Origin of the sequence: Sinomonas humi, from assembly GCF_000802235.1 — a bacterium.
Lineage (GTDB): Bacteria > Actinomycetota > Actinomycetes > Actinomycetales > Micrococcaceae > Sinomonas > Sinomonas humi.
In genome coordinates this window covers 23,107-49,469 of the sequence record NZ_JTDL01000113.1, presented here as the reverse complement: position 1 = coordinate 49,469, position 26,363 = coordinate 23,107, and the positions used below count along the sequence as shown (strand labels likewise).

The 26,363-nt window shown below is 67.7% G+C and carries 27 protein-coding genes; 5 read left to right on the top strand and 22 right to left on the bottom strand.

All coding sequences use genetic code 11. The annotated features are described in order from the left end of the window. Positions 1-96: 96 nt before the first annotated feature. The 8 genes from dhaM to lysS all read right to left on the bottom strand — a co-directional run bounded on the left by dhaM (position 97) and on the right by lysS (position 7,760). A complete protein-coding gene (dhaM, locus tag LK10_RS11505) occupies positions 97-783 on the bottom strand; it encodes a dihydroxyacetone kinase phosphoryl donor subunit DhaM (RefSeq protein ID WP_043123789.1) in 687 nt (228 codons plus the stop codon). Next, entirely contained in the window at positions 780-1,442 is a 663-nt protein-coding gene (gene dhaL / locus LK10_RS11500) for a dihydroxyacetone kinase subunit DhaL (RefSeq protein WP_043123788.1), read from the bottom strand. The genes dhaM and dhaL overlap by 4 nt, the downstream gene beginning before the upstream one ends. Next, complete coding sequence (gene dhaK, locus LK10_RS11495; protein ID WP_043123787.1) at positions 1,430-2,431, bottom strand: dihydroxyacetone kinase subunit DhaK; 1,002 nt, start codon at positions 2,429-2,431, stop codon at positions 1,430-1,432. The genes dhaL and dhaK overlap by 13 nt, the downstream gene beginning before the upstream one ends. Positions 2,432-2,464: 33 nt before the next feature. Then, positions 2,465-2,647, bottom strand: coding sequence for a hypothetical protein (locus LK10_RS11490; protein ID WP_043123786.1), 183 nt, complete (start codon positions 2,645-2,647; stop codon positions 2,465-2,467). Between the two features lie 204 nt (positions 2,648-2,851). After that, on the bottom strand, positions 2,852-5,371 hold the full coding sequence (locus tag LK10_RS11485) for an ATP-dependent Clp protease ATP-binding subunit (RefSeq protein ID WP_043123784.1): 2,520 nt from the start codon (positions 5,369-5,371) through the stop codon (positions 2,852-2,854). Positions 5,372-5,658: 287 nt separating this feature from the next. Continuing rightward, positions 5,659-6,003 (bottom strand): histone-like nucleoid-structuring protein Lsr2, encoded by a 345-nt coding sequence (locus tag LK10_RS11480; RefSeq protein WP_043123782.1) that lies wholly within the window; start codon positions 6,001-6,003, stop codon positions 5,659-5,661. Between the two features lie 132 nt (positions 6,004-6,135). Next, positions 6,136-6,303, bottom strand: a complete 168-nt coding sequence (locus LK10_RS22305) for a hypothetical protein (protein WP_197061920.1) — start codon at positions 6,301-6,303, stop codon at positions 6,136-6,138. Positions 6,304-6,305: 2 nt separating this feature from the next. Further along, complete coding sequence (gene lysS / locus LK10_RS11475) at positions 6,306-7,760, bottom strand: lysine--tRNA ligase (protein WP_156144141.1); 1,455 nt, start codon at positions 7,758-7,760, stop codon at positions 6,306-6,308. Positions 7,761-7,882: 122 nt separating this feature from the next. On the opposite strand from lysS, the gene LK10_RS11470 reads away from it, so the two are divergent. Then, positions 7,883-8,731 (top strand): alpha/beta hydrolase, encoded by an 849-nt coding sequence (locus LK10_RS11470; protein ID WP_043123777.1) that lies wholly within the window; start codon positions 7,883-7,885, stop codon positions 8,729-8,731. Positions 8,732-8,956: 225 nt separating this feature from the next. On the opposite strand, the gene panC is transcribed toward LK10_RS11470, so the two are convergent. From panC to dacB, 12 genes are all read right to left on the bottom strand, one after another. Further along, the gene (gene panC / locus LK10_RS11465) at positions 8,957-9,871 is read right to left on the bottom strand and encodes a pantoate--beta-alanine ligase (protein ID WP_043123776.1); all 915 of its coding nucleotides are present in this window, start codon (positions 9,869-9,871) and stop codon (positions 8,957-8,959) included. Then, positions 9,872-10,816: a Rossmann-like and DUF2520 domain-containing protein gene (locus tag LK10_RS11460; protein ID WP_043123774.1), complete on the bottom strand. Its 945-nt coding sequence runs from the start codon at positions 10,814-10,816 to the stop codon at positions 9,872-9,874. Beyond that, positions 10,813-11,373, bottom strand: coding sequence for a DUF3180 domain-containing protein (locus LK10_RS11455; protein ID WP_052207236.1), 561 nt, complete (start codon positions 11,371-11,373; stop codon positions 10,813-10,815). The genes LK10_RS11460 and LK10_RS11455 overlap by 4 nt, the downstream gene beginning before the upstream one ends. Continuing rightward, on the bottom strand, positions 11,370-11,888 hold the full coding sequence (folK, locus tag LK10_RS11450) for a 2-amino-4-hydroxy-6-hydroxymethyldihydropteridine diphosphokinase (RefSeq protein ID WP_043123798.1): 519 nt from the start codon (positions 11,886-11,888) through the stop codon (positions 11,370-11,372). Before folK ends, LK10_RS11455 begins: the two co-directional genes overlap by 4 nt. 22 nt (positions 11,889-11,910) lie before the next feature. Beyond that, a complete protein-coding gene (gene folB, locus LK10_RS11445; RefSeq protein WP_043123772.1) occupies positions 11,911-12,282 on the bottom strand; it encodes a dihydroneopterin aldolase in 372 nt (123 codons plus the stop codon). A 10-nt stretch (positions 12,283-12,292) separates the two neighbouring features. Continuing rightward, complete coding sequence (gene folP, locus LK10_RS11440; RefSeq protein WP_043123771.1) at positions 12,293-13,198, bottom strand: dihydropteroate synthase; 906 nt, start codon at positions 13,196-13,198, stop codon at positions 12,293-12,295. A gap of 8 nt (positions 13,199-13,206) precedes the next feature. Then, positions 13,207-13,821 carry a GTP cyclohydrolase I FolE gene (gene folE, locus LK10_RS11435; RefSeq protein ID WP_043123769.1) on the bottom strand — a complete coding sequence of 205 codons (615 nt, stop codon included), beginning with the start codon at positions 13,819-13,821 and terminating at the stop codon, positions 13,207-13,209. A gap of 24 nt (positions 13,822-13,845) precedes the next feature. Then, positions 13,846-15,978: an ATP-dependent zinc metalloprotease FtsH gene (gene ftsH, locus LK10_RS11430; protein ID WP_043123767.1), complete on the bottom strand. Its 2,133-nt coding sequence runs from the start codon at positions 15,976-15,978 to the stop codon at positions 13,846-13,848. Between the two features lie 210 nt (positions 15,979-16,188). Continuing rightward, positions 16,189-16,740, bottom strand: coding sequence for a hypoxanthine phosphoribosyltransferase (hpt, locus tag LK10_RS11425; RefSeq protein ID WP_043123765.1), 552 nt, complete (start codon positions 16,738-16,740; stop codon positions 16,189-16,191). A gap of 65 nt (positions 16,741-16,805) precedes the next feature. Next, entirely contained in the window at positions 16,806-17,882 is a 1,077-nt protein-coding gene (gene tilS, locus LK10_RS11420; protein WP_052207239.1) for a tRNA lysidine(34) synthetase TilS, read from the bottom strand. After that, complete coding sequence (locus LK10_RS11415) at positions 17,879-18,988, bottom strand: zinc-dependent metalloprotease (RefSeq protein ID WP_043123764.1); 1,110 nt, start codon at positions 18,986-18,988, stop codon at positions 17,879-17,881. The genes tilS and LK10_RS11415 overlap by 4 nt, the downstream gene beginning before the upstream one ends. Before the next feature lie 53 nt (positions 18,989-19,041). Beyond that, the gene (dacB, locus tag LK10_RS11410) at positions 19,042-20,469 is read right to left on the bottom strand and encodes a D-alanyl-D-alanine carboxypeptidase/D-alanyl-D-alanine endopeptidase (protein WP_043123761.1); all 1,428 of its coding nucleotides are present in this window, start codon (positions 20,467-20,469) and stop codon (positions 19,042-19,044) included. A 124-nt stretch (positions 20,470-20,593) separates the two neighbouring features. Here dacB and LK10_RS11405 point away from each other — a divergent pair, with 124 nt between their 5' ends. Together LK10_RS11405 and LK10_RS11400 are read left to right on the top strand one after the other, a co-directional pair. Continuing rightward, positions 20,594-21,082 (top strand): inorganic diphosphatase, encoded by a 489-nt coding sequence (locus LK10_RS11405; protein ID WP_043123759.1) that lies wholly within the window; start codon positions 20,594-20,596, stop codon positions 21,080-21,082. A gap of 72 nt (positions 21,083-21,154) precedes the next feature. Further along, the gene (locus LK10_RS11400; protein ID WP_043123757.1) at positions 21,155-21,766 is read left to right on the top strand and encodes a hypothetical protein; all 612 of its coding nucleotides are present in this window, start codon (positions 21,155-21,157) and stop codon (positions 21,764-21,766) included. Positions 21,767-21,788: 22 nt separating this feature from the next. Here LK10_RS11400 and LK10_RS11395 read toward each other — a convergent pair whose 3' ends face one another. Beyond that, entirely contained in the window at positions 21,789-22,625 is an 837-nt protein-coding gene (locus tag LK10_RS11395; protein WP_043123755.1) for an HAD family hydrolase, read from the bottom strand. A gap of 192 nt (positions 22,626-22,817) precedes the next feature. Between LK10_RS11395 and LK10_RS11390 the strand changes: the two genes are divergently transcribed. Further along, positions 22,818-23,831 carry a hypothetical protein gene (locus tag LK10_RS11390; RefSeq protein WP_043123753.1) on the top strand — a complete coding sequence of 338 codons (1,014 nt, stop codon included), beginning with the start codon at positions 22,818-22,820 and terminating at the stop codon, positions 23,829-23,831. Between the two features lie 118 nt (positions 23,832-23,949). Here LK10_RS11390 and serS read toward each other — a convergent pair whose 3' ends face one another. Then, the gene (gene serS / locus LK10_RS11385) at positions 23,950-25,236 is read right to left on the bottom strand and encodes a serine--tRNA ligase (protein ID WP_043123751.1); all 1,287 of its coding nucleotides are present in this window, start codon (positions 25,234-25,236) and stop codon (positions 23,950-23,952) included. Positions 25,237-25,298: 62 nt separating this feature from the next. Here serS and LK10_RS11380 point away from each other — a divergent pair, with 62 nt between their 5' ends. Next, positions 25,299-26,351 carry a diacylglycerol/lipid kinase family protein gene (locus LK10_RS11380; RefSeq protein WP_043123748.1) on the top strand — a complete coding sequence of 351 codons (1,053 nt, stop codon included), beginning with the start codon at positions 25,299-25,301 and terminating at the stop codon, positions 26,349-26,351. The last annotated feature ends 12 nt before the right edge of the window (positions 26,352-26,363 follow it).

Here is a 26,363-nt window from a genome sequence, read left to right as displayed (position 1 = left end):
CTCGCGCTCTTCTTGGACATCAGCACTCATGGCACCGATTCAACCTGTTCTGTGGCGCGGAGCACAGAGGCGTTCACTTATGGTGAAACACTTCTTTCACACCTCGCCGAAGCCGTGCTCTACCTGTTCCCGCACGAGGCTCACGGCCCTCGCTGCCTCCGGCCCCCACGCCTCAACGACGATCTGCTCACCCTTCTTCGCCCCCAAAGCCATGAGCGCCATGACGGACTGTGCGTCGGCACCGTTGATGGTGACCTCCGCATCGAGCTGCGACAGCCTTCCCGCGAGGACCGCGGCCGGACGGGCATGCAGGCCGGTACGGTTCGAGAGCGTGAGGACCGCGGACTCCGCGGGCTCCGCCACCTCGGGTGCCTCCTCCGCCCCCTCCTCGGGCTCGGCTCCACGAACTGCTTCCTCTGCTGCGCGCACGACCGCGTCGAGCCCCGCACCCGATTCAGCCGCCACCGCAGCCGCCACGGCGCCCTCGACGATCGCCGCGTCAGCGATGCGAACGCGAGAGCGCTGCTCGTCGTCAAGGAACTCGAGCACGGATTCCGCGGTCATGATCGCGGAACCCAGATCCGCGAGGACGACGACGCCGGCTCCGTGATCCGCCTCGGCGATCCCCTTCATGACCTTCTCGAAGCTCGTGCCCACGCCACCCTCGTCCGTCCCGCCCGCGGCAACCAACGGCACCGATCCGGCCATCTGCGCGGCGAGCTCGACGACTCCCTCCGCGAGACGCGCACTGTGGGACACGATGAGAAGACCGACAGGGCTCACGCGACGTCTCCCGCGCTGATCTCGGAGACGGCGGCGGTAACCGCCGCGCGCAGGATGTACGACGTCGAGACGGCGCCGGGATCGAGGTGCCCCGCACTGCGGGCCCCGAGGTAGCTCGCCCTGCCCTTCCGGGCCGTGAGAGGCTTCGTCGCCTGGGCGCCCGCTTCCGCGGCCGACGCCGCGGCCTCAAGCGCAGCTTCGCCGTCGGCCGGTGCCGCAGCGGCCTTGACCGCGGGGGTCCACGCATCCACCATCGTCTTGTCCCCCGGTTCGGCCTTGCCGCGGGCAACGATGCCGTCCCTCGCAGCAGTGAGCACAGCCTCGACCGCTGGGCCGTCGAGCTTGTCCCGGTCGCCAGCCGCGACGGAGGCGCGCAGGAACGCGGTCCCGTACAGTGGCCCGGCCGCTCCCCCGACCTTGCTCATGAGCGTCATCGCGGCGAGCTTGAGGGCCGCCGCGACGGACTCGCTCGGCCCCTCGTCGAGCTTCGCGACCACCGCGCGGAACCCGCGATCCATGTTCTCCCCGTGATCGCCGTCGCCGATCGCGCGGTCGAGGTCGATCAACTCCTCTCGGCGGTCCGCGAGCACCCGGGCACACTCCCTGAGCCAGCGATCCGCCCACGCGGCATCCAAAGCCGTCACCGTCACACCCCCCATCTCAGCGCCGGTGTCTTGACCGGAGCATCCCACAAAGACGTCAGCTCGTCGTCGAGGCGCAGAACTGTAACAGAGCAGCCCTGCATCTCGAGCGACGTTGTGTAGTTGCCCACAAGGCTCCGTTCGACGCTCACGCCCCGATCCGAAAGAAGCTGGGCGGCCCGCCGGTACACGATGTACAGCTCGGAGAGCGGGGTCCCGCCCATGCCATTGACCATAAGGAGAACCTCCTCCCCCGCTTCGAAGCCCAGATCCTCCATAACCGGCGTGAGCAGGCGCTCCGCGAGGACATCCGCCGGCTCGAGGCCCACGCGCTGCCTGCCAGGCTCGCCGTGGATCCCGATCCCGATCTCGATCTCACCGTCCGCGAGCTCGAAGCTCGGCTTCCCCGCGTGGGGAACGGTGCAGGGAGCCAGTGCGAGGCCCATCGAGCGAACGTTGGCAACTACCCGCTTCGCAACTGCCTCCACGGCGTCGAGCGATTCACCTCGCTCGGCAGCCGCGCCCGCGATCTTCTCGACGAGCACCGTGCCCGCGACCCCGCGCCGCCCGGCCGTGTAGAGGGAGTCCTCGACCGCGACGTCGTCGTTTACGAGGACGGTCCGCACGTCGACGCCCTCGGACGCGCACAGCTCGGCGGCGGTCTCGAAGTTGAGCACGTCGCCCGTGTAGTTCTTCACGATGTGCACAACGCCGAGACCGCCATCAGCCGCTTGGGTCGCCGGGAGGATCTGATCCGGCGTCGGCGAGGTGAAGACGGCACCCGGGACTGCGGCGTCGAGCATGCCCTGCCCGACGTAGCCTGCGTGGAGCGGCTCATGGCCACTCCCACCGCCCGAGACGAGCCCGACCTTGCCCTGCACGGCCCCGCCCCTGCGCGTCACGTAGACGGGGTCCCAATGCACCTCGACGAGGTCCGCGTGGGCAAGGCCGAAGCCCTCAAGGGACTCATCCACCACTGCCCTAGGGTCGTTGATGAGCTTCTTCACCCTGCTCCCTATCCGGTCGCTCGGCCTTCTCGGTCAGTCGACGTCGTGCTCGCCCTGGTCCTCGTCGTCTTCTTCCCCCGTCGCGGCGCCCTCCCCGCCAGCCTGACCGCCGCCGGCCTGACCGCCCGCTTCCTGTTCTGGAGTCGGGCTGCCGTAGCCGCCCTGCTCCTCCTCGCGCTCGACGTTCGCATCCTCCGGCCCGCTGCTGCTCGTCATGGCTTTCCCCTTTCCGTCACGAGACCGCCGGACCCGCCGACGGCGCCCGGCGTCGCCGAGCACTCCGACCGTACGCAGAGGTACCCGCTCAACTCCATACCCCACAGAGAACTTTGGCCGCGCCCAGACTTTCCACCGACGACGGCGGCCCCTCACCTCGCGAGGTGAGGGGCCGCCGTCGTCCGCTAGCCATTGTTGCCTGCGTCAGGCGCCGAGCTCCTTGGAGCCGCCCTTGCCGGCCGAGACGACCTCGGGGACATGCGGGCGCGGCGTGCCGACGAAGGTGAACTTGGCGAGGTCGCCTTCGCCCTCGACGTCGACGAGCACGATGTCGCCGGAGGAGAGGTCACCGAAGAGGATCTTCTCCGAGAGCTGGTCCTCGATCTCGCTCTGGATCACACGGCGCAGAGGCCGGGCACCCATCGCGGGATCGTAGCCACGGGTCGCGAGCAGGACCTTCGCCTTCTGCGTGAGCTCGATCCCCATGTCCTTGTCCTTGAGCCGCTTCTCAAGCCGCTCGATCATGAGATCCACGATCTCGATGATCTCTTCCTGGGTGAGCTGCGGGAACACGACGACGTCATCGACACGGTTGAGGAACTCGGGGCGGAAGTGCTGCTTGAGCTCCTCCGTCACGCGGGCCTTCATCCGCTCGTAGGTGGTCTTCGTGTCGGTGCCGGACTGGAAGCCGGTCATGACGCCCTTCGAGATGTCCCGGGTGCCCAGGTTGGTCGTCATGATGATGATCGTGTTCTTGAAGTCCACGACCCGGCCCTGGCTGTCCGTCAGGCGCCCGTCCTCGAGGATCTGCAGGAGCGAGTTGAAGAGGTCCGCGTGGGCCTTCTCGACCTCGTCGAAGAGGACCACCGAGAACGGCCGGCGGCGCACCTTCTCGGTGAGCTGGCCGCCCTCCTCGTAGCCCACGTAGCCCGGAGGGGCACCGAACAGCCGCGAGACGGTGTGCTTCTCGGAGAACTCGGACATGTCGAGCGTGATGAGCGCGTCCTCCTCGCCGAAGAGGAACTCGGCGAGGGCCTTGGCGAGCTCCGTCTTGCCGACGCCGGTCGGGCCCGCGAAGATGAACGAGCCACCCGGACGCTTCGGGTCCTTGAGGCCTGCGCGGGTGCGGCGGATCGAGCGGGAGAGCGCCTTGATGGCGTCGTCCTGGCCGACAACACGCTTGTGGAGCTCACCCTCCATATGCAGGAGACGCGAGGACTCCTCCTCCGTGAGCTTGAAGACCGGAATGCCCGTCGAGTTGGCCAGCACCTCGGCGACGAGCTCCTCGTCCACCTCGGCCACGCCGTCCATGTCGCCGGACTTCCAGGCCCGCTCGCGCTCGGCGCGCTCGGAGATGAGCTTCTGCTCCTTGTCGCGGAGCGCCGCCGCACCCTCGAAGTCCTGCGCGTCGATCGCAGATTCCTTCTCGAGCTTGAGGCTCGAGATGCGCTCGTCGAGCGCCTTGAGCTCCGGCGGAGCGGTCATCCGGCGGATGCGCAGGCGCGCCCCCGCCTCGTCGATCAGGTCGATCGCCTTGTCCGGGAGGAAGCGGTCGCTGATGTAGCGCTCGGACAGGTTCGCCGCCGCAGCGAGGGCGCTGTCCGTGATCGTGACCCGATGGTGTGCCTCGTAGCGGTCGCGGAGACCCTTGAGGATCTCGATCGTCAGGGCCACTGTCGGCTCGGCGACTTGGATCGGCTGGAAGCGGCGCTCGAGGGCGGCGTCCTTCTCGATGTGCTTGCGATACTCGTCGAGCGTCGTCGCACCGATCGTCTGGAGCTCGCCGCGGGCGAGCATCGGCTTGAGGATGCTCGCGGCGTCGATTGCGCCCTCCGCGGCGCCCGCACCGACGAGGGTGTGGATCTCGTCGATGAACAAGATGATGTCGCCGCGCGTGCGGATCTCCTTGAGCACCTTCTTGAGCCGCTCTTCGAAGTCGCCGCGGTAGCGGGAACCTGCGACGAGCGAGCCGAGGTCAAGCGTGTAGAGCTGCTTGTCCTTGATGGTCTCCGGGACGTCGCCGCGCACGATCGCCTGAGCGAGGCCCTCGACGACGGCCGTCTTGCCGACGCCAGGCTCGCCGATGAGCACAGGATTGTTCTTGGTACGGCGCGAGAGGACCTGCATGACGCGTTCCATCTCGTGCTCGCGCCCGATCACGGGATCGAGCTTGTTCTCGCGCGCTGCCTGCGTGAGGTTGCGGCCGAACTGGTCAAGCACCACGGATCCGGCGGGGCTCCCCTCGGGCTGCCCAGAGCCGGAGCCGGCCGAGGCCGTCTCCTTGCCCTGATAGCCGGACAGGAGCTGGATGACCTGCTGGCGGACGCGGTTGAGGTCTGCGCCGAGCTTGACCAGAACCTGGGCCGCGACGCCCTCTCCCTCACGGATCAGGCCGAGCAGGATGTGCTCGGTGCCGATGTAGTTGTGGCCGAGCTGCAGCGCCTCGCGCAGGGACAGCTCGAGCACTTTCTTGGCGCGCGGCGTGAACGGAATGTGACCAGACGGCGCCTGTTGGCCCTGGCCGATGATCTCCTGCACCTGCTCCCGCACACCGTCCAAGGAGATACCAAGGGATTCGAGCGCCTTGGCGGCCACTCCCTCCCCCTCGTGGATAAGACCCAGGAGGATGTGCTCGGTGCCGATGTAGTTGTGGTTGAGCATGCGGGCCTCTTCTTGGGCCAGCACGACCACGCGGCGGGCGCGGTCTGTGAATCTCTCGAACATCGCTCGAACTCCCCGGTGTTGCTGATTGGGTGCAGGGCTGCCAAAGACAGCACTGGCAAGTAGTTCGATGCTACGTGGCGGGTGCTGCCCGCACAGCGCTGTTCGCCACAGGGTGAACCGTGCCGTCGTTGCGGAAGTACCCGAAGAGCCCTCGGAGACGTGTGCGTCGGCCGCCTTCATCCGCCGTCGTCCGCGTCCTGATAAAGGCCCCCAAATTTGCCCAACAAATGCAGAAAACCCGGCGCCTTGTGGCGCCGGGTTTTTCGCTGGCTAGAGAGAGTTCGAAATCAGGCGTTCGCCTTGCGGTACGCGTCCTGAATCTCGGCCTGAATGCGGCCACGGCTGTTGACGTTGTAGCCGTTGTCGCGGGCCCACTGGCGGATCTTCGCGGATTCGGAATTCCGGGAACCACCGGCACCGGAAGCAGCACGGGCGCGGGGGGCCTGCTGGTTCCGCGAGGACGACTTCCGCGCTGCCGTCACGTATCCCTGAAGGGATTCGCGCAGCTTTGAGGCATTTTCATGCGAGAGGTCGATCTCATAGCTCGAGCCGTCGATCCCGAAACGGACGGTCTCGTCCGCGGAACCCCCGTCGAGGTCGTCAACGAGGATGATCTTGACTTTCTGTGCCATGGCATTCTCTCTCTGTCGGCGCTGGATTGACGGCATGTCTGACAGGCACTACTCATGCAGAGCGCACAATTCGTGCTGGCGTCCTTATTGCACTGCCATTATGCTGCCGGGCGACGACACCGTCAAAACGAATCACTCGCCAGAGGGAGAGCTTTTTCCTTGTTCGTGGAGCTCCGCTTCCCTTTCAGCCGCAGCCAGGGCCTCGCGCTCGGACTTGTCCGCGTTGAAAATTGCGCGGATCGCGAACCAGAAAATGAGGCCGACGACGACCGGCGGGAGCAGGTTTTCTATGTAAAGCATGGTTAGTTGGCCTCCGGCTTGAGCAAGGGGAAGAGGATGGTCTCTCGGATCCCTGCCTGCGTGAAGAGCATCACGAGACGGTCGATGCCGAGACCGATGCCACCCATAGGGGGTGCACCGTATTCGAGGGCGCGAAGGAAGTCTTCATCCAGCTGCATCGCTTCGTCGTCGCCCTCTGCGGCAAGGCGCGACTGCTCCGTAAGCCGCTCGCGCTGGATCACGGGGTCGATGAGCTCGGAGAATGCGGTGCCCCGCTCCATTCCGCCAATAATGAGGTCCCACGCCTCAATGAGACGGGGATCGTCACGGTGCGGACGCGCGAGCGGTTGAGCGGAGGGCGGGTAATCGTAGACGAAGGTCGGATTCATCAGTGTTGGCTCGACGATATCCCCGAAGAGTTCAACGACGGCCTTTTCTGCCGTCCAGAGCGGATCCGTCTTCACCCCGTGGCGGTCCCCAATCTCCAGAAGTCTTTCAAGCGGGGTATCGGGCGTGATCTCTTCGCCCACTGCTTCAGAGAGTCCTGGATAGACCGCGAGCCAACGCCATTCCCCATCAAGGTCGATCGTTCCCTGAGGAGTCTCAATCTGACGCGTTCCCGCCACATCAGCGGCGTTGAGGATGATCTCCTTCATCCGCTCGGCCATCGTGAATTGGTCGGCGTACGCCTCATAGCATTCAAGCGTCGTGAATTCGGGGCTGTGCGTCGAATCCACGCCCTCGTTGCGGAACACCCGGCCGATCTCGTAGACCCGCTCGATTCCGCCCACAACCGCGCGCTTCAGATAGAGCTCGGTCGCAATGCGCAGCGTCATCCGCTGGTCGAATGCGTTGAGATGCGTTTCAAACGGCCGCGCGGCCGCGCCTCCGTGGATGAGATTCAGCATAGGTGTCTCAACTTCCACATATCCGTGGGAATCGAGGGTGTCACGCACGGATTTTGTGATCTTCGCCCGCGTGAACACCATCTGCCTGGCCTCCTCGCGCATGAGGAGGTCGACATAACGCTGGCGAACACGCGTCTCCTCATTGAGCTCGGCATGCAGAGTCGGAAGCGGGCGGAGCGCCTTCGACGCCATCTTCCAGTCGTCGGCCATGACGGAGAGCTCGCCCCGCCTGGACGAGATGACCTCGCCGTGGATGTAGACGTGGTCGCCGAGATCGACGAAGGACTTCCAGTCGGCGAGGCGTTCGTCTCCGACATTGGCGAGGCTCAGCATGGCCTGCAGACGCGTGCCATCCCCTTCCTGAAGGGTAGCGAAGCAGAGCTTGCCCGTGTTGCGGACGAAGACGACGCGACCCACGACGCCGACGACGTCTCCCGTCGCGGTATCCGGCTCAAGGTCGGGGTACTTCGCGCGCACCTCACCCAGCGAGTGGGTACGCTCGAGCGTGACAGGATAGGGCTCCTCGCCCCGCGCGAGAAGCTTGCCGCGCTTGTCAAGGCGAACATGCATCTGCTCACTGGCGTCGGCGGGCTCGATTCCGTTCGGAAGGGCTTGCTCGGCTCCAGGGACGGTGTTCTGCGCAGTCACAGTGTTCAATTCTAGGCCAGCTGCCTGTGGGCTAGGCTCATCGTATGGCAGCCTCACAGTTCGTCGCTTCCACCGTCCCCACACCAGACGGCGCAGTTCTCGAGCTGTTCACCGCCTCGGCAGGCGAGGATCGCGCGGAAGGCGGGGTCGTCGTCGTCCACGGCTCCATGGTGACCGCTGAGCTTTACCGGGAACTTGCGCAGCGCTTGGCCGAAGCGCTCAAGGCTCCCGTACACGTCTACAACCGCCGTGGCCGTGGGGCGTCGTCGCCCCAGCCAGACGACTATTCGCTCGGCATCGAGATCTCCGATCTCGGGGCGGTCCTCGCCCATACCGGGTCCCAGGCGGTATTCGGGCACAACTACGGCGGGTGCATCGCGCTCAACGCGGGGCGGACGCTCGACATCACGCAGCTCGCCGTCTACGACCCGATCATCTCCTTCAACGGAAACTTCAACGCCGACTGGCTGGCCGACTACGAGTCCGCGCTCAGCAGCGGAGATGAGGAGAAGGCACTCGCGGTCCTCCTCCGCGGGCTCCAGACCACAGGCCCCGTCGCGAAGCTCCCACTGCCGATCCTCACCGTCCTCAACCGGATCGGCAGCCGGACCCAGCCCGGCAAAGTGCTCACGAGCCTCCTGCCGACGGGGCCGCGGGAGATCCGTGCCGTCGTCGCCGCCGATTCGAAGGCCGAGCCCTTCGAGCAGCTCCCGCTCGAGACGCTCCTGCTCGTTGGCGGGGCCAGCCCGGAATACTTCGCCGAGGCCGCGGAAGCGCTCGACGGCGTCCTGCCCGCCTCAGACTTCGGCGTCCTCCCGCGCCTTGCCCACGATGCGCCCGAGCGCCCAGCGAGGGCACTCGTCGACCGTCTCGCTGAGTTCTTCGCCAGCTAACCCCGGCCCTTCCCAACTCGGGTACGCCAACTCCCCTTCATTCCCGTTTCGGGTACGGCTAATTCTCTCCACGGAGCTTCCGGGTACAGGTATTGCAGACCAAAGGAGGACGACGGCGGACAGCGCCTTCGTCGTCGCCCGCGCCCTTGTGAAGCGAGGTAGTTGGCGTACCCGAAACGACCAGGAGCGCGAGTTGGCGTACCCGAAACGAATGAGGGCGGTGGGTCAGCTTGCCTTGAGGGGCATGTTGTCGATGAGGCGGACCTCGCCGACGCGGGCGGCTACGATCGCGAGGGCTTCCCCGGTGAACGGCGTCTCGCGGCAGTTGAAGGCGAGCGGCTCGAGGGTGTCCGCGTCCACGACCTCGAAGTAGTCCAGCTCGACGCCCGGCTGCGATTTGATGAGGGCGACGGCGTCGTCCGGCTCGAGCGGTTGGTGCGCCGTGGCGCGCTCGTCCATGAGCCGGAGTGCGCGCGAGAGAACGAGGGCGGCCTCGCGGTCGCCGTCGTTCAGGAACTGATTCCGGCTCGAGAGGGCGAGGCCGTCCTCAGCCCGAACGATCGGCACCCCGACGACGTCGACCGGGAAGTCAAGGTCCTTGACCATTCGCCGCACGATAGCCAGCTGCTGAGCATCCTTCTGTCCGAAGTAGGCTCGAAACGCCACGGGACGCCCCGCCACCGGCCCCGGGGAGGCGAGGTGGAACAGCTTGGACACCACGGTGAGGACGCCGTCGAAATGCCCGGGGCGGGAGGCACCCTCCCACTTCTCGGCAAGCGGCCCCGCCGTCACGCGCACGAGTGGTTCGCCTCCGGGGTACATTTCCTCGACCGACGGGGCGAACACGAGGTCCACGCCGATGGCGTCGAGAAGCGCGGCGTCCGCATCGAGCGTGCGGGGGTAGCGCTCGAGGTCCTTCGGATCGCCGAACTGGAGCGGATTGACGAAGACGCTTGCGACGACGACATCGTTCGCCGCGACGGCGGCCTCGGCGAGCATCCGGTGGCCGTTGTGGAGGGCGCCCATGGTCGGAGCCAGGCCCAACGAGGGAGTCGCGCCCCGCCGCCCCCCATGCTCCGCGGTGAGGCGAGCGATCTCGGACCGCAGTTCGGCCTTCGTGCGGACGACGGTGATGGGCATCTACGGTTCCTCTCGTGCGTTCTCCGGCCCGGGCTCGTCTTCCGGCCGGAGTGCCGCCTCGAGCCGGGCCCGGACGTCAGCGCCGAAGAGGCCGCGCCGCTCCGCGCGGCGGGCCGTGGCGAGCGCCATCGCGCGGTAGGCCTCAAGGATATCGGCGGTGCCGGCGTCGTTCGCGCTGCCCGTCTCCTGGGCAAGTTCCACAAGTGCTTCAGCATGTGCTGCCACAGTGCCGATGTCGCCTCGAGCCACTGGCCCGGTGAGCGCCGACTCGCCCGCGGCGAGCGCGTTCTCGAGCGACGCGCGAAGGAGCGGGCCGAGGAGCCTGTCCGGTTCGTCGACCCCGATGCGGCCCAGGACCTCCGCCGCCTGAGCGACGAGCGTGACGAGATGGTTCGAGCCGTGGGCGAGTGCAGCGTGGTACGCAACCCTGTCACCCTCGGCGATGACGACAGGTTCGGCACCCATCTCGACGACGAGCGCCTGGGCGATCGGCAGCATCGCCGGATCCGCCGTCACCCCGAAACGGCAGTCAAGGATGCGCCCCAGGTCGAGGCTCATGCCGGTGAACGTCATGGCCGGATGGATCGCAAGCGGGATCGCCCCGGCGCTGCGCACCGGCGCTAGCACCCCGACCCCGTGCCTGCCGGACGTGTGGGCCACGAGCTGGCCCGCCTGCCATGCCCCGAGCTTCGCGAGCCCCTCGACGAGCGGCGCGAGCGCGTCATCGGGAACCGCGAGGAGCACGAGCTCAGAACGCTCCACGATGTCCGGGATCTCAAGCACAGGTACGCCGGGGAGCAGGGCCTCGGCGCGGTCGCGGCTCGCTTCGGAGACGGCGGAAACGCCGACGACGGCGTGTTCAGCTGCGCGCAAGGCCGCACCCAGGACGGCACCCACCTTGCCCGCACCGACGACGCCGACCCCCAAACGGCCGGGACGCATCACCTGACGCCTCCCTTCACGGCAGAACTGCCCGGGTCGGCGCGACGCGCGTAGCCCCCCTCGGCGTCGCCCGTCTTCCGCTTCGGCGCCTTGTCAGGCTCGCCGCCCTCGTCGTTGTCCTCTGGCGGGATCTTGCAGAACCGCTCTACGAGGAGCCCGATCGCGACCATGACGACGCCGCCGCCCATCATGGCGACGGCCTGCAGGACGACTGGGCTCGTAGCACGCGCAGCCCAGACCGGGATCTGATCGGCGAGGACTCCCGCATGCCAGCCAAGCAGGACCGCACCCGCGTAGGCGCACGCGTGCGCGAGCACGAGCGTCCGCGCGGCGAAGATCGGGTCGATCATCCGCTGCCGTGTTTCCTCGTTGCGCCAGCGCAGCACCCGGATCCCAAGGGCCAGCGTGAAGACCGCGATCACCGCCATGCTTCCCAATGCGCTGTACGGAAGGACTGGGGTGCTCGCCCCCGCACGGTCCGAGAGATGTGCGGCCGCGAAGCCGAGGAGTCCCAGAACGATGCCGATGAGACCCAAGGCGGTGAGGCGGAGTGGCTTCATGCGAGCCCCTCGTCAAGCAGCATGTCGTAGTCCGCGATGCTGTCCGCGTCTCCGCAGTCCTCGAGCAGCTCGACAATCGGGTGCCCCTCGAGCACGGCCGTCGGGTCGATCAGGAGCCACGGGAACAGCACGAACGCGCGCTCGGCTGCCCGCGGGTGCGGCAGGGTGAGGACCGGATCGTCCTGGGCCAAGTCGCCATAGGTGATGATGTCGACATCGAGCGTGCGCGGGCCCCAGCGGACCTCGCGCGTGCGGAGGTGCTTCGCCTCGACCGACTGGCAGTGCGCGAGCAGCTCATAGGGGCCCAGGCTCGTCTGCACGATCATGACCATGTTGAGGAAGTCCGGCTGGCCCTCGGGACCGCCCACCGCCTTGGTCTGGATCACGGGGGAAACGTCGACGAGCCGTACCTCCGGGCGATCCACGAGGTCCGAGACGGCCTCGGCAAGGGTCTCGGCGCGCTCACCGAGGTTGCTCCCAAGTGCGAGGACGGCGCGCGTGTAGTCCGACTGGATTGCGGGCGTCTCGGCGCTCACGTCAGCGCTCCCGGAAGACCGTGACGGCGACATCGTCGAACGGGACCGCGATCGGCGCCTGCGGCTTGTGGACCGTGACTTCCGCGGCGGCGATGGCGCCGAACTCCGCGAGGATCGTGTTCGCGATGCGGACGGCGAGCGTTTCGATGAGGTCCACGGGTTCGCCCGAGACGATCTGGGTGATGCGCTCGGCGACCTCGGCATAGCTCGCCGTCTGGGTCAGGTCATCCCCCGCGGCCGCCGCCGCGAAATCGGAGTGCAGGACGGCGTCGACCACGAACGGCTGTCCGTCGCGGCGCTCGAAGTCGAGGACGCCGTGGTGGCCGACGGCGGTGACGCCGCGAAGCGTGATGAGGTCAGCTCGGGTGCCCACACGCCCCGCCTCAGGTCCGCGCCCGGGCGACGACCTTGACCGCGTCGAGGCTCGGCACGACGTCGTGCACTCGAACACCCCACACGCCCTTCGCCGCGGCGAGCGTGGTGATCGCCGCCGTCGCCGCGTCGCGCTGCTGAGGTTCCGCGGCTTTGCCGGCCGTCGTGAGCAACTCGCCCAGGAAGCGCTTGCGGGATGCCGCCACAAGGACCCGGTGACCGAGCTGCACGAAGCGCTCGATGCCTGCCACGAGCTCCCAGTTCTGCTCGCCGTTCTTCGCGAAGCCGATGCCGGGATCGACGATGATCTTCTCGTCCGCGACACCCGCGGCCCGCAGCCGATCCCGGACGGCGACCGTCTCGGCGAGAACGTCGTCCACCACGTTTTCGTAATCGGTGAGGGTGGTCATGATGCGGGAGTTGCCGCGGTTGTGCATGAGCACGTAGTAGGCGCCGCGATCGGCAACGAGGTCGACCATGTCCTGGCTGACCTCGAGACCGGACACGTCGTTGATGATGAGCGCTCCCGCGTCGAGGGCCTTGGAAGCCGTAGTGGCGCGACGGGTATCAACCGATACGAGGGCTCCAGCCTTGACGAGCGCCTCGACGACAGGGAGGACCCGGCGCTCCTCCTCGCCCTCGGGCACCTCCTCAGCGCCCGGGCGGGTCGACTCGCCACCCACGTCGATGATGTCAGCCCCGGCGTAGAACATGCGGAGGCCGGCAGCGATCGCGGAATCCACCGACTCGTGCTCGCCCCCATCGCTGAAGGAGTCCGGCGTGACGTTGAGGATTCCCATGACGACCGTGCGGTCCGTCGGGAGTGATTCGAATGTGGCCCTCGGACGGGGCTTGCGGAGAACAGGCAGCGGGGTCGTGTTGGGCCCGGTCCCGGGCGCGGCGGCGAGGGTGTCCATAGTCGCGATTACCTTCCGAGAATCAGGCTCATGGCTTCGGCGCGAGTCGCCGGGTCGTGCAGTTGCCCCCTGACGGCGCTAGTGACCGTCTTTGCTCCAGGCTTGCGGACACCGCGCATCGACATGCACATGTGCTCGCATTCGACGACGACGATCACCCCGCGGGGCTTGAGGTGCTTCACGAGCGCCTCCGCAACGTCAGTTGTGAGCCGCTCCTGGACCTGAGGGCGCCGGGCGTAGATGTCCACGAGCCGCGCAAGCTTGCTCAACCCCGTGACGCGACCGTCGTGCGAGGGGATATAACCGACGTGCGCGACACCGTGGAACGGGACGAGATGGTGCTCGCACGTCGAGTAGAACGGGATGTCCTTCACGAGCACGAGCTCTTCGTGATCGAGGTCGAAGGTCACGCCGAGGACGTCCTCGGGAGTCTGGTGGAGCCCCGCGAACGTCTCGGCGAACGAACGCGCAACCCGCTTCGGGGTGTCGCGCAGCCCATGCCGGTCCGGATCCTCTCCTACAGCGAGCAGAATCTCGCGAACTGCGGCCTCAATCCGCGGCAAGTCCATGCGCGAGTCGAAGTCGGCGGCGGCGGCAACGTCGTCGTCGTCAATGTGGGTCACGGAATGAATCCTATCGGGCGCTGCTCACGCCCCGTGTCGCGGTCCTCGGGACTGGCCTTCGTGCGGGGGCTCCGGGTTGCCGGAGAACTCCTGCTCACCCCCGGTGTGCACATGCGGATGCTGCGCGTCGAGCGGCTGGTTGCGCCGCGCGTCGTTCGCCTCCTCCTGGGCCTTGATCTCGGCGTCGGTCTCATCGTGATCGTGGTTGGCCTTTGCCTCGAGCTCCGCGCGAACCCGGCGCTCGTTCTCGGTCTCTACCGGCGGAATGTGCTGCACAGGCCGTGACGCCTTGGAGAGCCACACCTCGCGGAAGTCCCGCTTGCGCACGTCACTGAAGATAGCGGCGATCTCGCGCTGATTGAGGGTCTCGTGCTCGAGCAGCGCACCGGCCAGCCGGTCGAGGATGTCGCGGTTCTCGGTGAGGATCGCGTACGCCTCGTCGTGGGCCTGGTCCATGAGCCGGCGCACCTCCTCGTCCACGACGTACGCGACCTGGTCCGAGTAGTTGCGCTCGTGGGCTGCGTCACGGCCGAGGAACGGCTCGCCGCCGCCCTGGCCGAGCTTGACCGCGCCCACACGCTCGCTCATGCCGAACTGGGTGACCATCTTGCGGGCCGTCGAGGTCGCCTTCTCGATGTCGTTGGACGCACCGGTGGACGGATCGTGGAAGACGATCTCCTCGGCGACACGCCCGCCCATCGCGTACGCGAGCTGGTCGAGCAGCTCATTGCGGGTTACGGAGTACTTGTCGTCCTCCGGGACGACCATCGTGTAGCCGAGGGCGCGCCCGCGCGGAAGGATCGTGATCTTGGTGACCGGCGCCGAGTTGCGCAGCGCTGCCGCAACGAGGGCATGGCCGCCCTCGTGGTAGGCCGTGATCTTGCGCTCGAGGTCCTTCATGACCCGGCTGCGCTTCTGCGGGCCGGCCATGACGCGGTCGATCGCCTCGTCGAGGGCGCGGTCGTCGATGAGCTGCGCATTGGAGCGCGCGGTGAGCAGGGCAGCCTCGTTGAGCACGTTGGCCAGGTCTGCGCCCGTGTAGCCCGGGGTCTTCTTCGCGACCGCCTTGAGGTCCACGTTGCCCGCCATCGGCTTGCCCTTCGCGTGCACGGCGAGGATCTGCTCGCGGCCCACGAGATCCGGCGCCTCGACGGGCACCTGCCGGTCGAAGCGGCCGGGCCGCAGGAGGGCCGGGTCGAGGACGTCGGGGCGGTTCGTTGCCGCGATGAGGATGACGTTCGTCTTCGGGTCGAAGCCGTCCATCTCGACGAGGAGCTGGTTGAGGGTCTGCTCACGCTCGTCGTTGCCGCCGCCGATGCCCGCGCCGCGATGCCGGCCGACGGCGTCGATCTCATCCACGAAGACGATGGACGGCGAATTCGACTTCGCCTGCTCGAAGAGGTCGCGAACGCGGGACGCGCCGACGCCGACGAACATCTCGACGAAGTCAGAACCGGAGATCGAGAAGAAGGGAACACCGGCCTCGCCGGCGACAGCCCGGGCGAGGAGCGTCTTGCCGGTACCGGGAGGGCCGTACAGGAGCACGCCCTTCGGGATCTTCGCGCCCACGGCCTGGAACTTCCCCGGTTCCTGGAGGAACTCCTTGATCTCCTGGAGTTCCTCGACGGCCTCGTCAGCACCGGCGACGTCAGCGAAGGTGACCTGCGGCATGTCCTTCGTGATCATCTTCGCTCGGGACTTGCCGAACTTCATGACCTGCGAACCGCCACCCTGCATGCGGGAGAGCAGGAACCAGAACAGGGCCCCGAGGAGGAGGACGGGAATGATGAGCGAGAGGATCGAACCGAACCAGTTGTTCCCCGTCGGGACGTCGTTGTAGCCGCCCGGGAGGTTCGCATTGTCGATCGCCTGGACGACCTCGTTGCCGCGGGGATCCACATAGTAGAACTGGACGCTCTTGCCCTTGTCCGAGCCGCTGGGATCGACGTAGTCGTTCTTCAGCGTCAGGTCAACGCGCTCTTCGCCGTTGTTGATCTTCGCGGACTGGACCTTGCCGTCCTTGATGAGCTGCATGCCCACATTCGTGTCGACCGTCGCACTTCCGCCCGGAGCCAGGGTTCCGAAGGCGATGAGGAGGAGGGCGATCACGACGAGGATCCAGATCCCCGGACCCTTGACGAAGCTTTTGACGTTCATGAACTCGGGGCCGAGCCCCGTCCCTTCTGTTGTGCCGCGGCGCCAGTAACTGCTGGGGTCCCCTGACCCTGCTGCCTTCTGATCTCGAGCAGTACCGCAACAAGCTATACCGTTCGCAGACCTTCACGCACAGTGGTGGACAAAAGTTCCCCGGAGCGTGCGCCCACGGCGAACTGCTTGGCGGCCGGCCCGAAGCCTCGCCTTCAGCGCCTACTCGTAGACGTGCGGCGCGAGAGTGCCGACGAAGTCGAGATTGCGGTACTTCTCCGCATAATCGAGCCCGTAGCCGACCACGAACTCGTTCGGAATGTCGAAGCCGACGTACTTCACATCGATCTTGACCTTCGCGGCCCCGGGCTTCCGGAAAGCAGTGCAGATCTCGACCGAGGCGGTGCCCCGGGACTCGAGGTTCGTCTTGAGCCACGAGAGCGTGAGGCCGGAATCGATGATGTCCTCGACGATCAGCACGTGCTTGCCCATGAGATCGGTGTCGAGGTCCTTGAGGATCCGGACCACGCCGGAGGACTGCGTCCCGGAGCCGTAGGAGGAGACCGCCATCCAGTCCATCGTGACGTGGCTGTGGAGGGCGCGCGCGAGATCGGCCATCACCATCACGGCGCCCTTGAGCACTCCGACGATCAGCAGGTCTCGACCTGCGTAGTCCTCGTCAATCTGGGCGGCGAGCTCGGAGATCCGCTGCTGGATCTGCTCCCGGCCGTAGAGGACGTGCTTGAGGTCTGCCTGGACGTCTTGAGAATCCACTTGGGCTCCTGGGACTCGGTCTCAGCTGCGGCTCGGCCAATGCCAAAAAGGGCCACGGCCCAAGCTCAGCGTCGGGGATGCGATACAAAGACTAGCTTCCCATACTCGGTTCCGGGCGGCGCATCCTTCCGCCGCGGCTGCCGGTGGACGCTCACGTGCCCGGGGACCTCGATCGGCCCCGCCGATCCGCGGCGGTCGAGGAGGCGTTCGACGGCGGCGAGCCGCTCGAATGTCGGCTGCCCGCCCAGCTCAACGAGGGCGAGCGCGAGGACCCGGCTGCGGATGGCGCCCGGCAGGTCGCGGACCTCCCGGTCGGGCAGGAGCAATGTGCCGCGCTCCCCTCGCTCCCCTCGCTCCACGAGGGAGCCATAGACCCGGGCGGCCTCGGAGTCGAGGTAGTCGGCGTCCCGGCCGAGGATCGCAGCCGTCCGGGCAAGGCCCTCGGCGACGCCCGGACCGAGCTCTGCCTCGAGGAACGGCATGATGACGGCGCGCGCCCGCGAGCGCATGTAGCGCGGGTCCGAGTTCGTCGGATCGAACCACGGCTCGAGGCCCTCGGCCTTGCACACCTCGACCGTGTCCGCGCGCCGAAGTCCGAGAAACGGGCGCACGTACGGTCCGCGGACTCGACGCATCCCGCCGAGCGAGCGGGTGCCGGAGCCGCGGGCGAGCCCAAGCAGGACCTGCTCGGCCTGATCGTCGAGCGTGTGCCCGAGCAATACCCTCTGGGCGCCCCACTCGGCGGCCTCAGCCTCGAAGGCCGCGAGCCGTGCAGCGCGGGCCTCGGCCTCCGGGCCCTCGCCCGAGCGGCGCACCTCCACGGCGACCACGCGCACGGGTGAGAGCCCGAGCTCAACGAGGACTCCCGCCGTCGTGCGCGCAACTTCCGCCGTTGCCTCTTGAAGCCCGTGGTCGACGACGACGGCGCCCACCTCGAGCGGGTGCCCCTCCACGCCGCCACGGCGGGCGAAATGGGCGACGGCGGCCGCGAGTGCGAGCGAGTCAGCGCCGCCCGAGCAGCCGACGAGGACGCGGTGCGGCCAGCCAGCCTCCTCGAGAGCGGCCTTGACGGCATTCCGGGCGCGCCCGACAGCGGGATTGAGCCGGCGACGTGAGGGCGAGGCAGAGTCTCGCGAGCTCACCCCATCCTCGCGACCCACGCTTCGGGGGCGTGGATCTCCTCCTCGGTCGGCAGGTTCTCGGGCCGATCCCAGATCTGATTGAAGCCGTCCATGCCGATGCGGTCGACGACCGCGTTCACGAACTTCGCGCCGTCCGTGTACTGGCGCATCTTCGCGTCGAGCCCGAGGAGCCGCCGCACAAACGATTCGAGCACGCCGCGGTTCTCGCTGCGCGCGTTGTACCGCTGGCGAATCGTCTTGACGCTCGGGACCACGGCGGCGTCGATCGCATCCATCACGACGCTCGCGTGTCCTTCGAGCAGGCTCATGATCGCGGTCAGGTGCGAGATTGCGGCCTTCTCCGAAGGGTCCTGGAGCAGATCGAGGATGGCTCCCCGACTCGGAACCGGCTGGCTCACGCCCGCCCAAGGGCGATCCCGGAGTGACTTGGCCGCGGCCGTGGCGCGCTCCATGAGCGAATCCATGTTGCCGATGAGGCTGTCGGAGAGCTGCGCGACCTGCTCGAGGATGTGGCTCCGGAGCCACGGGGCCGAGGCGAACTGGACCCGGTGGGTCTGCTCGTGGAGGCATACCCAGAGCCGGAAGTCCTCCGGGTCGACATTGAGTTCGCGCTCGATCTGGACGATATTCGGCGCGACGAGGAGCAGGCGGCCAGCCTCAGGGGCGGTCGAACCCGGGGCGAGCGCGGAGTAGGGCTCGTACTGGCCGAGGACCTTGTTCGAGAGGAACGCGAGAACCGCCCCGAGCTGAGCGCCCGTGACTGCGCCGCCCATGCGTGCCGCGGACGGGGTGATCTCACTCGCCTTCTTCTCGACGAGCTGCGTGAGGACCGGTCCGAGCATGACCTGGAACCCCTGGGTGTTCGCCTTGGCCCAGGAAGCGCGGTCGACGACGAGCACCTGGGAGTCGCGAAGGTCCTCGGCCGCGGCGAGGCCGGTAATGCGGTGCACGTGGGGCACGGCGGCGTCCGCGAGCCGGCGGAGGCTCGCTACGGCGTCGGCGGCCTCCCACGGCTCGAGCTGCGGTCCGGGAGGGCTCAGGCGCGCCGCCGTGGCGGCCGCGAGGTCCCAGTTGATGAGCTGCGGGGCCGTCTCATGGACATCCATACACCCCATCAGACCACACGCGGGCGCGCAGCACACGGGGATCCCGCTGGTGCTTACCTGCAGCCGCAGCCCGCGAGCGCCGAGGCGGCGGCGTCTACGGCCGTCACGTTGGCTGGAATTCCCGGCGTCAGCCCGTTCCCCACGAACGAGAAGACGAGGAGCCTGCCGTCCGCGTCGACCACGTAGCCGGTGAGGCCGATCACCGTGTTGAGCGTGCCCGTCTTGGCCCGAACGAAGCCCGCTCCCGGCGAATTGGCGGGATACCGCTTGGCCAGGGTCCCGCTGAGGCCCGCGATCGGGAGGCCGTCGAGCGCGCTCCGGAGCCGCGCGTCGTCGCCCGTCGTCATGGCGCGCATGAGCGTGACGAGGTCGGCAGGCGAAATGCGGTCAGTAATCGCGAGTCCGGACGCGTCGTCGAGCTGCAGTCCCGCCGTCGTGCCGATGATCCGCTGCGCGGTAGCCTCGAGCATTGCGCGGGCGCCCGCGATGCTCGCCTCCTTGCCGCTCGCTGCTGCCGCGAGGCGAGCGAGCGTCTCCGCCGCGTAATTGTCCGACTCCTGCAGCGTGTAGTCGAGCTGGTCTGCGATGGGAGACGAGGCGACGCTCGCGAGCTGCTGCGCGCCCTTCGATGCGGAGGCGAGTGTGACGCCGTCGGCCACGCTCTCCCCGGGCCCGAGCGCGGCGGCGAGTGCGTCGCGGAAGGCGGTCCCGGCGGCCATCGCTGGGTCTGCGGGGCGCGGACCGGAATCGTCGCCGGGCTGCGTGCGGGCGACGTTGAGGGCAATCGGTGCGATAGGCGCGATCTGCCCGGCTTCAACATCCTCGGGGGCCCACGCGGGGTTGATCGCGGGGCCGGTGAAGAGGGATGTATCAAGCTGGACCGAGACCTGCCCGTGCACGGGCCCGAGCGCAGCGGCCGTCTCGCGCGCGAGCGTCGCGAGGCCCGCGTGCCCCACAACCTGCCCCGGCTGGGATTCGCCGGCGCCGAGGAAGACGTCGCCGCCACCCACGAGCACGACGCTTCCCGGGGTGCTCCCCCGCACCACTCGCGTCTGGAGGACGGCATCCGGGCCCAGACTCGTGAGAACTGCCGCGGCGGTGAGGAGCTTGAGGTTCGACGCCGGGGCAACAGGCTGGTCGCCGGTCCGGCTGTAGAGGGTCTGCCCGGTCAGCCCATCGGCGACCTCGCCGCTGAAGCTTCCCCCGTCCGAGACAAGAAGGCCGTCGAGCTGCTTCGCGACGGCCGCGGGGGCCGGCTCCGCCGCCGAACTCGTGAGCGGACTTGCCCCGGCGAGAGACGCATCCGACGACGACGGCGCCAGCCACGGCGGCGTGCTCACCGCGGGGGTCGGGTGAGGCACGAGCGGGCCCGGGAATACGGGCCCGAGCACCGCGCCGACGAGCGCGGCGACCACCACCACGAGGAAGGAGACGAGGCCCCACGTCACGGCTTGATGGGCGCGGTCGGGCGACGAAATCATGCGTAGTGGTCCTGGGGTTCGGGCTTGTGCGGAGGGAGGTGCGCACCCCCAGTGCAGATATCCTCAATACTAATTGCCGCCCAAGACACTGAATGCCGCCACCGGCACGACCTCAAGGAGCAACATGAAGCACGACGTCACCATCGAGATCCCGCGTGGTTCCCGCGTGAAGTACGAGGTGGACCACGAGACCGGCCGCGTCCGCCTGGACCGCGTCCTCTTCACCTCGATGCAGTACCCGACGCACTACGGATACTTCGAGAACACGCTCGGCGAGGACGGCGATCCGCTCGACGCGCTCGTGTGGTACCCGGACGTCGACCTCTTCCCCGGCATCCTGCTCGAGGCGCGCCCGATCGCGATCTTCAACATGGAGGACGAGTCCGGCGGAGACGCCAAGCTCGTCTGCGTCCCCGCGGACAAGCGCTTCGACCACATCCAGGAGGCGTCGGACCTCGATGAGTGGCTCGTCAAGGAGATCGAGCACTTCTTCAGCCGTTACAAGGACCTCGAGCCGGGCAAGTGGGTCAAGCCGGCTGGCTGGGCGGACCGCGCGGCGGCCGAGGCCGAGCTCGAGGCGTCGATCAAGCGCTTCGGGGAACAGGGCCACTGACCGCTCGACACGGGGCCGCTTCTCGTTCCTTGACAGGCTTCCAAGCCCACCTACGTCGATAGGCTCAGGGCCATGTACACGGTCACGATCAACCAGCGCGACCGCGCACCGGGCGACCGCGTGCCCCAGCTCCTCCGTGCGCTTGCCCGACTCACTCCCGACGTCCCTCTGGCGCGGACGATCGGCGACGAAGTCCAAGGCGTCTTCTCGACCCCCGAAGCCGCGCTCGACGCCGCCCTTTCCGCCATGCGAGCCGACGCGTGCGGCGGCGTCCGCTGGAACGTCGGCATCGGCGTCGGCCCTCTCGGGGAACCGCTGCCCAAGGAAATGCAGGACGTCACCGGCCTCGGGCTCGTCTACTCGCGCCGCGCCGTCGAACGCGCCCAGCACATCAAGGACGAGGCGGCGGTAGCCGTCGACGGTCCGGACCGCGGCCTCGCCGCCGAGGCCGGGGCCGTCCTCCGGCTGCTGGCGCTCACGGTAGCGCGGCGCACGACGGCGGAATGGCGGGTCCTCGAGCTCCTCACACCTGGGGTGCGGGGGCAACAGAAGGCGGTCGCGGAGGCGCTGGGCATCACCACCCAGGCCGTTTCGAAGGCGATCGCCCGAGCCCACTTGAACGAGGAGTTCGACGCGCGGCCAGCCGTTGCGCACCTGATGCGACTCATGCTCGAACCGCGCTGACCGAACTCGTCGGTCAGCGCGGTCACACGAGCGATCGCAGCACCGCAACCAGTCCGTCATCCTCGACTGCTGACGTTACCTCGTTGGCGGCAGCCTTGACCTCCTCGGGGGCCTGGCCCATCGCGACGCCCCGCTCGGCCCACTGGAGCATTTCGATATCGTTGCGCCCGTCGCCGACGGCGACGGTATCTGCCGCGCCGATCCCAACGTGGTGCCGGACGAGTTCCAGGCCGCTCGCCTTCGTGACCCCTTGCGCCGCGATGTCGAGCCATGGCGTCCAGCCGACCGAATAGGTGACGCCATGCAGGCCGATCGCCTCGACGGCGTCGCCGAACTCTTCGGCGGTCGCGTCGGTCGAGAACACCACGAGGCGCACGGCCGTGAGTTCGAGGAGCTCTTCGAAGGAGACGCCCTTGGCCTCGACGCCAAAACTCGGATCCTGGAACCGCTCGGTCGAGTAGAAGTTCCCCTGGTCATCCTCGATCGCATACTTCGCGCCGGGGAGCCGGTGGCGCAGTGCGAGGAGCGCGACGGAAGGGTCGAAGACGCGCCGGTCGATGATGGTGTACCCGCCATTCGCACCGGCTTCGATACGCGCCACGACGCCGCCATTGGAGGAGACGGCGTATCCGCGCTCGATCCCGAGCAGTTCGACAATCGGGAGGGTGGCGCCGAGGGAGCGACCTGTGGCCACGACCACCTCGTGACCGGCGGCTACGAGAGCTTGCCCAGCCGCACGGACAGCTTGGCTCATGTGGCCGTCGTGATCCACGAGAGTGCCGTCCACATCGAGAGCGACGAGCTTGGGAAGTGCTGGAATCGGCTGGTCATCGATGCCAGCCCTGATCGTTGTTGTCATGCATCTAGTGAACCACTCCGCGCCGACAACCTTCCGGGACGGTCCCGGACTTTGTGCTGTGGGAGACGGGCTACCGCCGGAAAGACGCGCTTAGTGCGTCCTCCTCCCGACAAGGCGTCCTCTTGCAGGAGGTTCTCCACATAGGGCCTGGAGTCCTGCTGGCGGGGCCTCCGGACGGGCGAGACTGAGACCGTGGACATGCTCGGCTATCTCCTCGACACCTCGCGGCGCGATCTCCTCGTTCCAGCCCAAGACCCCCGCCGCGGTTTTGCGTCGGGGCAACTCGTCCGGCTCCGTCGAGGTTTCTACGTTCCGACCCAAGTATGGGTCGGCGCCCGTCCCGACCAACGATTCCGGATGGCCGTCGCAGCGTTCGCGCGGGCGAATCCGAAAGCGGTGTTCTGCGGGGAGACCGCCCTGTTCCTGAGAGGAATTCCGACCGTCAAGGCGCCGCCGGCCATCGACGTTGCGACCACCACCAAGGGGCGGCTCGGAGTCGGGTCCAGTACCTTCTCGGTGTGTGGAGAAGGCGAGGCCGCCGAGCGGGCTCGCCGGTGCCCGCCTCCCCGGGTCCGACGACACCTTCACAGCAGCCTCAATGCCGACGACGCCGGCGAACACCTCACCGTGCCCCTCGCCGAGGCCCTCGTGGAGGTTCTCGCTACGGGGAAGTTTCCCCGAGCTCTCGCCGTGGCCGACGGCGTGCTCCGCGAACGTGCTTGTGGTTTGCTCCTCGACCAAGAGGATGTCAGGTCCGCGATCGCTTGTCTCAAGGCCAAGTCCCACCGCCGACGCGCCGAACTCATTGGGTCGCTTGCGCGGGCGGGAGCCGAGTCTCCTGGAGAATCTGTGAGCCGCGCCCTCATGCATCAATTCGGGTTCCCTGAGCCGATTCTCCAGAAGCAGCACTTCGACGCCCTCGGTTTCGTGGGCCGCACGGATTTCTTCTGGGACCTCGAACCCAGCCCCGTGGGGGAGTTCGATGGTTGGGGCAAGTACTTCGAGAAAGAGCTCACCGGAGGCCAAGACCCTCGCGAGATCATTCGCAACGAGAAGCGCCGCGAGAATCGCCTTCTCGCTCTTGGCCATCCGGTGATCCGATGGGATTGGGCGGACTTGGAGCAGCCAATGCGGTTGCGAGCGAAGCTTCTCGCGGTGGGGTTACGCTCGGCGCAGAGACCCGTTACGGCGGAGAAGATCGCTTGAGTGCGTCTTCTCCGCCACAAGGCGTCTTAAGGGCCGAGGACGGCCCGGGAGCGAGGGCGTCCCAGGGCGCAGCCCGGGGGCGGAGCCCCGCGGACGCGGGAAGAACGAGACCGGCCGGTCAGAGGACCGGGAGCACCTCGAGTCCGCCGAGGTAGGGGCGGAGCGCTGCGGGCACCGTGACGGAGCCGTCCGGGTTCTGATGGTGCTCGAGGATGGCCACGAGCCACCGCGTCGTCGCGAGGGTGCCGTTGAGCGTCGCGACGCTGCGCGTGCCCTTCGATGCGCCGTCGCCGTCGAACATCCGCTCCCGGATGTTGAGCCGCCGTGCCTGGAAGCCCGTGCAGTTCGACGTCGACGTCAGCTCGCGGTAGCGGCCCTGAGTAGGGACCCAGGCCTCGCAGTCGAACTTGCGGGCCGCGCTCATCCCCAGATCACCAGCGGCCGTGTCGATCACGCGGTAGGGAAGCTCCACCTTGGCGAGCATCTCCTCCTCCCACGCAAGGAGACGGGCATGTTCGGCCTGGGCCTCATCGAGCGGGACGTAGGAGAACATCTCGACCTTGTTGAACTGGTGCACGCGGATGATGCCGCGGGTGTCCTTGCCATGCGAACCGGCCTCACGCCGATAGCAGGACGACCAACCGGCGTAGCGGACGGGACCACCCGAGAGGTCGAGGATCTCGTCGGAGTGGTAGCCGGCGAGCGGGACCTCCGAGGTTCCCACAAGATAGAGGTCATCCTCGGCGAGGCGGTAGATCTCGGCGTCGTGCTTGACGTCGAATCCCGTGCCCTGCATTGTCTCGGGACGAACGAGAGTCGGGGTGATCATCGGCGTGAAACCGGCAGCGATCGCCTGGTCGAGCGCCATCTGGAGGAGTGCGAGCTCGAGGCGCGCGCCGACTCCCTTGAGGAAGTAGAAGCGGGCGCCCGAGACCTTCGCCCCGCGCTCCATGTCGATGGCACCGAGCAGCTCGCCGATCTCGAGGTGATCGCGGGGCTCGAAGCCCTCCGCAGCGAAATCGCGGGGCGTGCCCACAGTCTTGACGACCTCGTAGTCGTCCTCGCCTCCGGCCGGAACGCCGTCGATCACGAGGTTCGGGAACACCCGAAGCAGCTCGTCCTGCTCGGCCTGGGCCGCGTCAGCGTCCGCTGAGGAGGACTTCACCTTCGCGGCGAGCTCCTTCACCTCGGCGAGCAGTGCCTGCTTCTCCTCGCCTTTGGCCGCTGCAACCTTCTTGCCGAAGGCGTTCTGCTCGGCGCGAAGCGTCTCGTACTGGGTTAGGGCCGCCCGCCGGCGGGAATCAGCAGCAAGAAGCCGGTCTACGAGGGACTCGTCCGCGCCGCGCGCACGCTGGCTGGCCCGGAACTTCTCGGGGTTCTCGCTGAGCTCTCGAACGTCGATCACGCCCCCTAGCCTAGCGGGAGGCGCCCGTCCGTCCCGCCGCCGCGGGATAGAGTGAGGAAACCATGCGCAATTGGATCATCGCTGGAGCCGTCACGACGGCTGGGGCCGTCGCGGTCACCAGCTGGTGGGGAGTGCGCAGACTCCGTGAGCAGCACAGCCGGAGCGCTGTGGGGGAACCCGCGCAGGCGCCCCCACCGGGCCACCAACAGGTGGCCGTCATTCTGAATCCGACGAAGGCGCGGGCGGCCGAGGCCGAGATGCTCATCGAGGCGGCCTGCCGCGGGGCCGGCTGGCCCAGGCCCCTTGTCTTCGAGACGACAGCCGAGGACCCGGGCCATTCGATGACCCAGCGAGCGCTCGAGGCGGGGGCCGACGTCGTCATCCCGTGCGGCGGCGATGGAACGGTGCGCGTCGTCGCGGAAGCCCTCGCCGGGAGCGACGTTGCCCTTGGTCTCGTGCCTCTCGGCACGGGAAACCTGCTCGCGCGCAACATCGACCTCGACATCACACGCATCTCGCAGTGCGTGCACACGGCCCTGTTCGGCAGGCAGCGGCGCATCGACACAGCCACGATGTCCCTCGAGGATCGGACGACCGGCCGGAAGTCCACCCACACTTTCCTCGTCATTGCGGGCATGGGGATGGACGCAGAGATCCTGAGCGACACCAACGAGGACCTCAAGCGTGCCGTGGGCTGGATCGCCTACACGGAGGCGGGAATCCGCCATATGCCGGGCCGGAGGCGCAAACGCGTGGAGATTTCGCTGAACGACGGCGACTTCCAGACCCGGCGTGTCCGCAGCGTGCTCTTCGCGAACTGCAGCAAGCTCCCCGGTGGTGTCGACTTCATCCCTGAGGCGTACATCGACGACGGCGTGCTCGACATCGTCGTCATGAGCCCGCGCAGCCTCATCGGCTGGGTCGCGATGTACATCAAGATCCTGTTCCAGCACAACCACCCGCTCCCCGTCATGTCCTTCTACGGCGCGCAGAAGGTGCGCCTCCGGAGCGCCGAGCCGCTCGAGACCCAGGCAGACGGCGACCCCACGGGGCCGGCCACCGACATCGAGGTCGAGGTGCATCCGCTCTCGCTCCTCGTGCGGGTCACGCACTGAGAGCGTAATCCG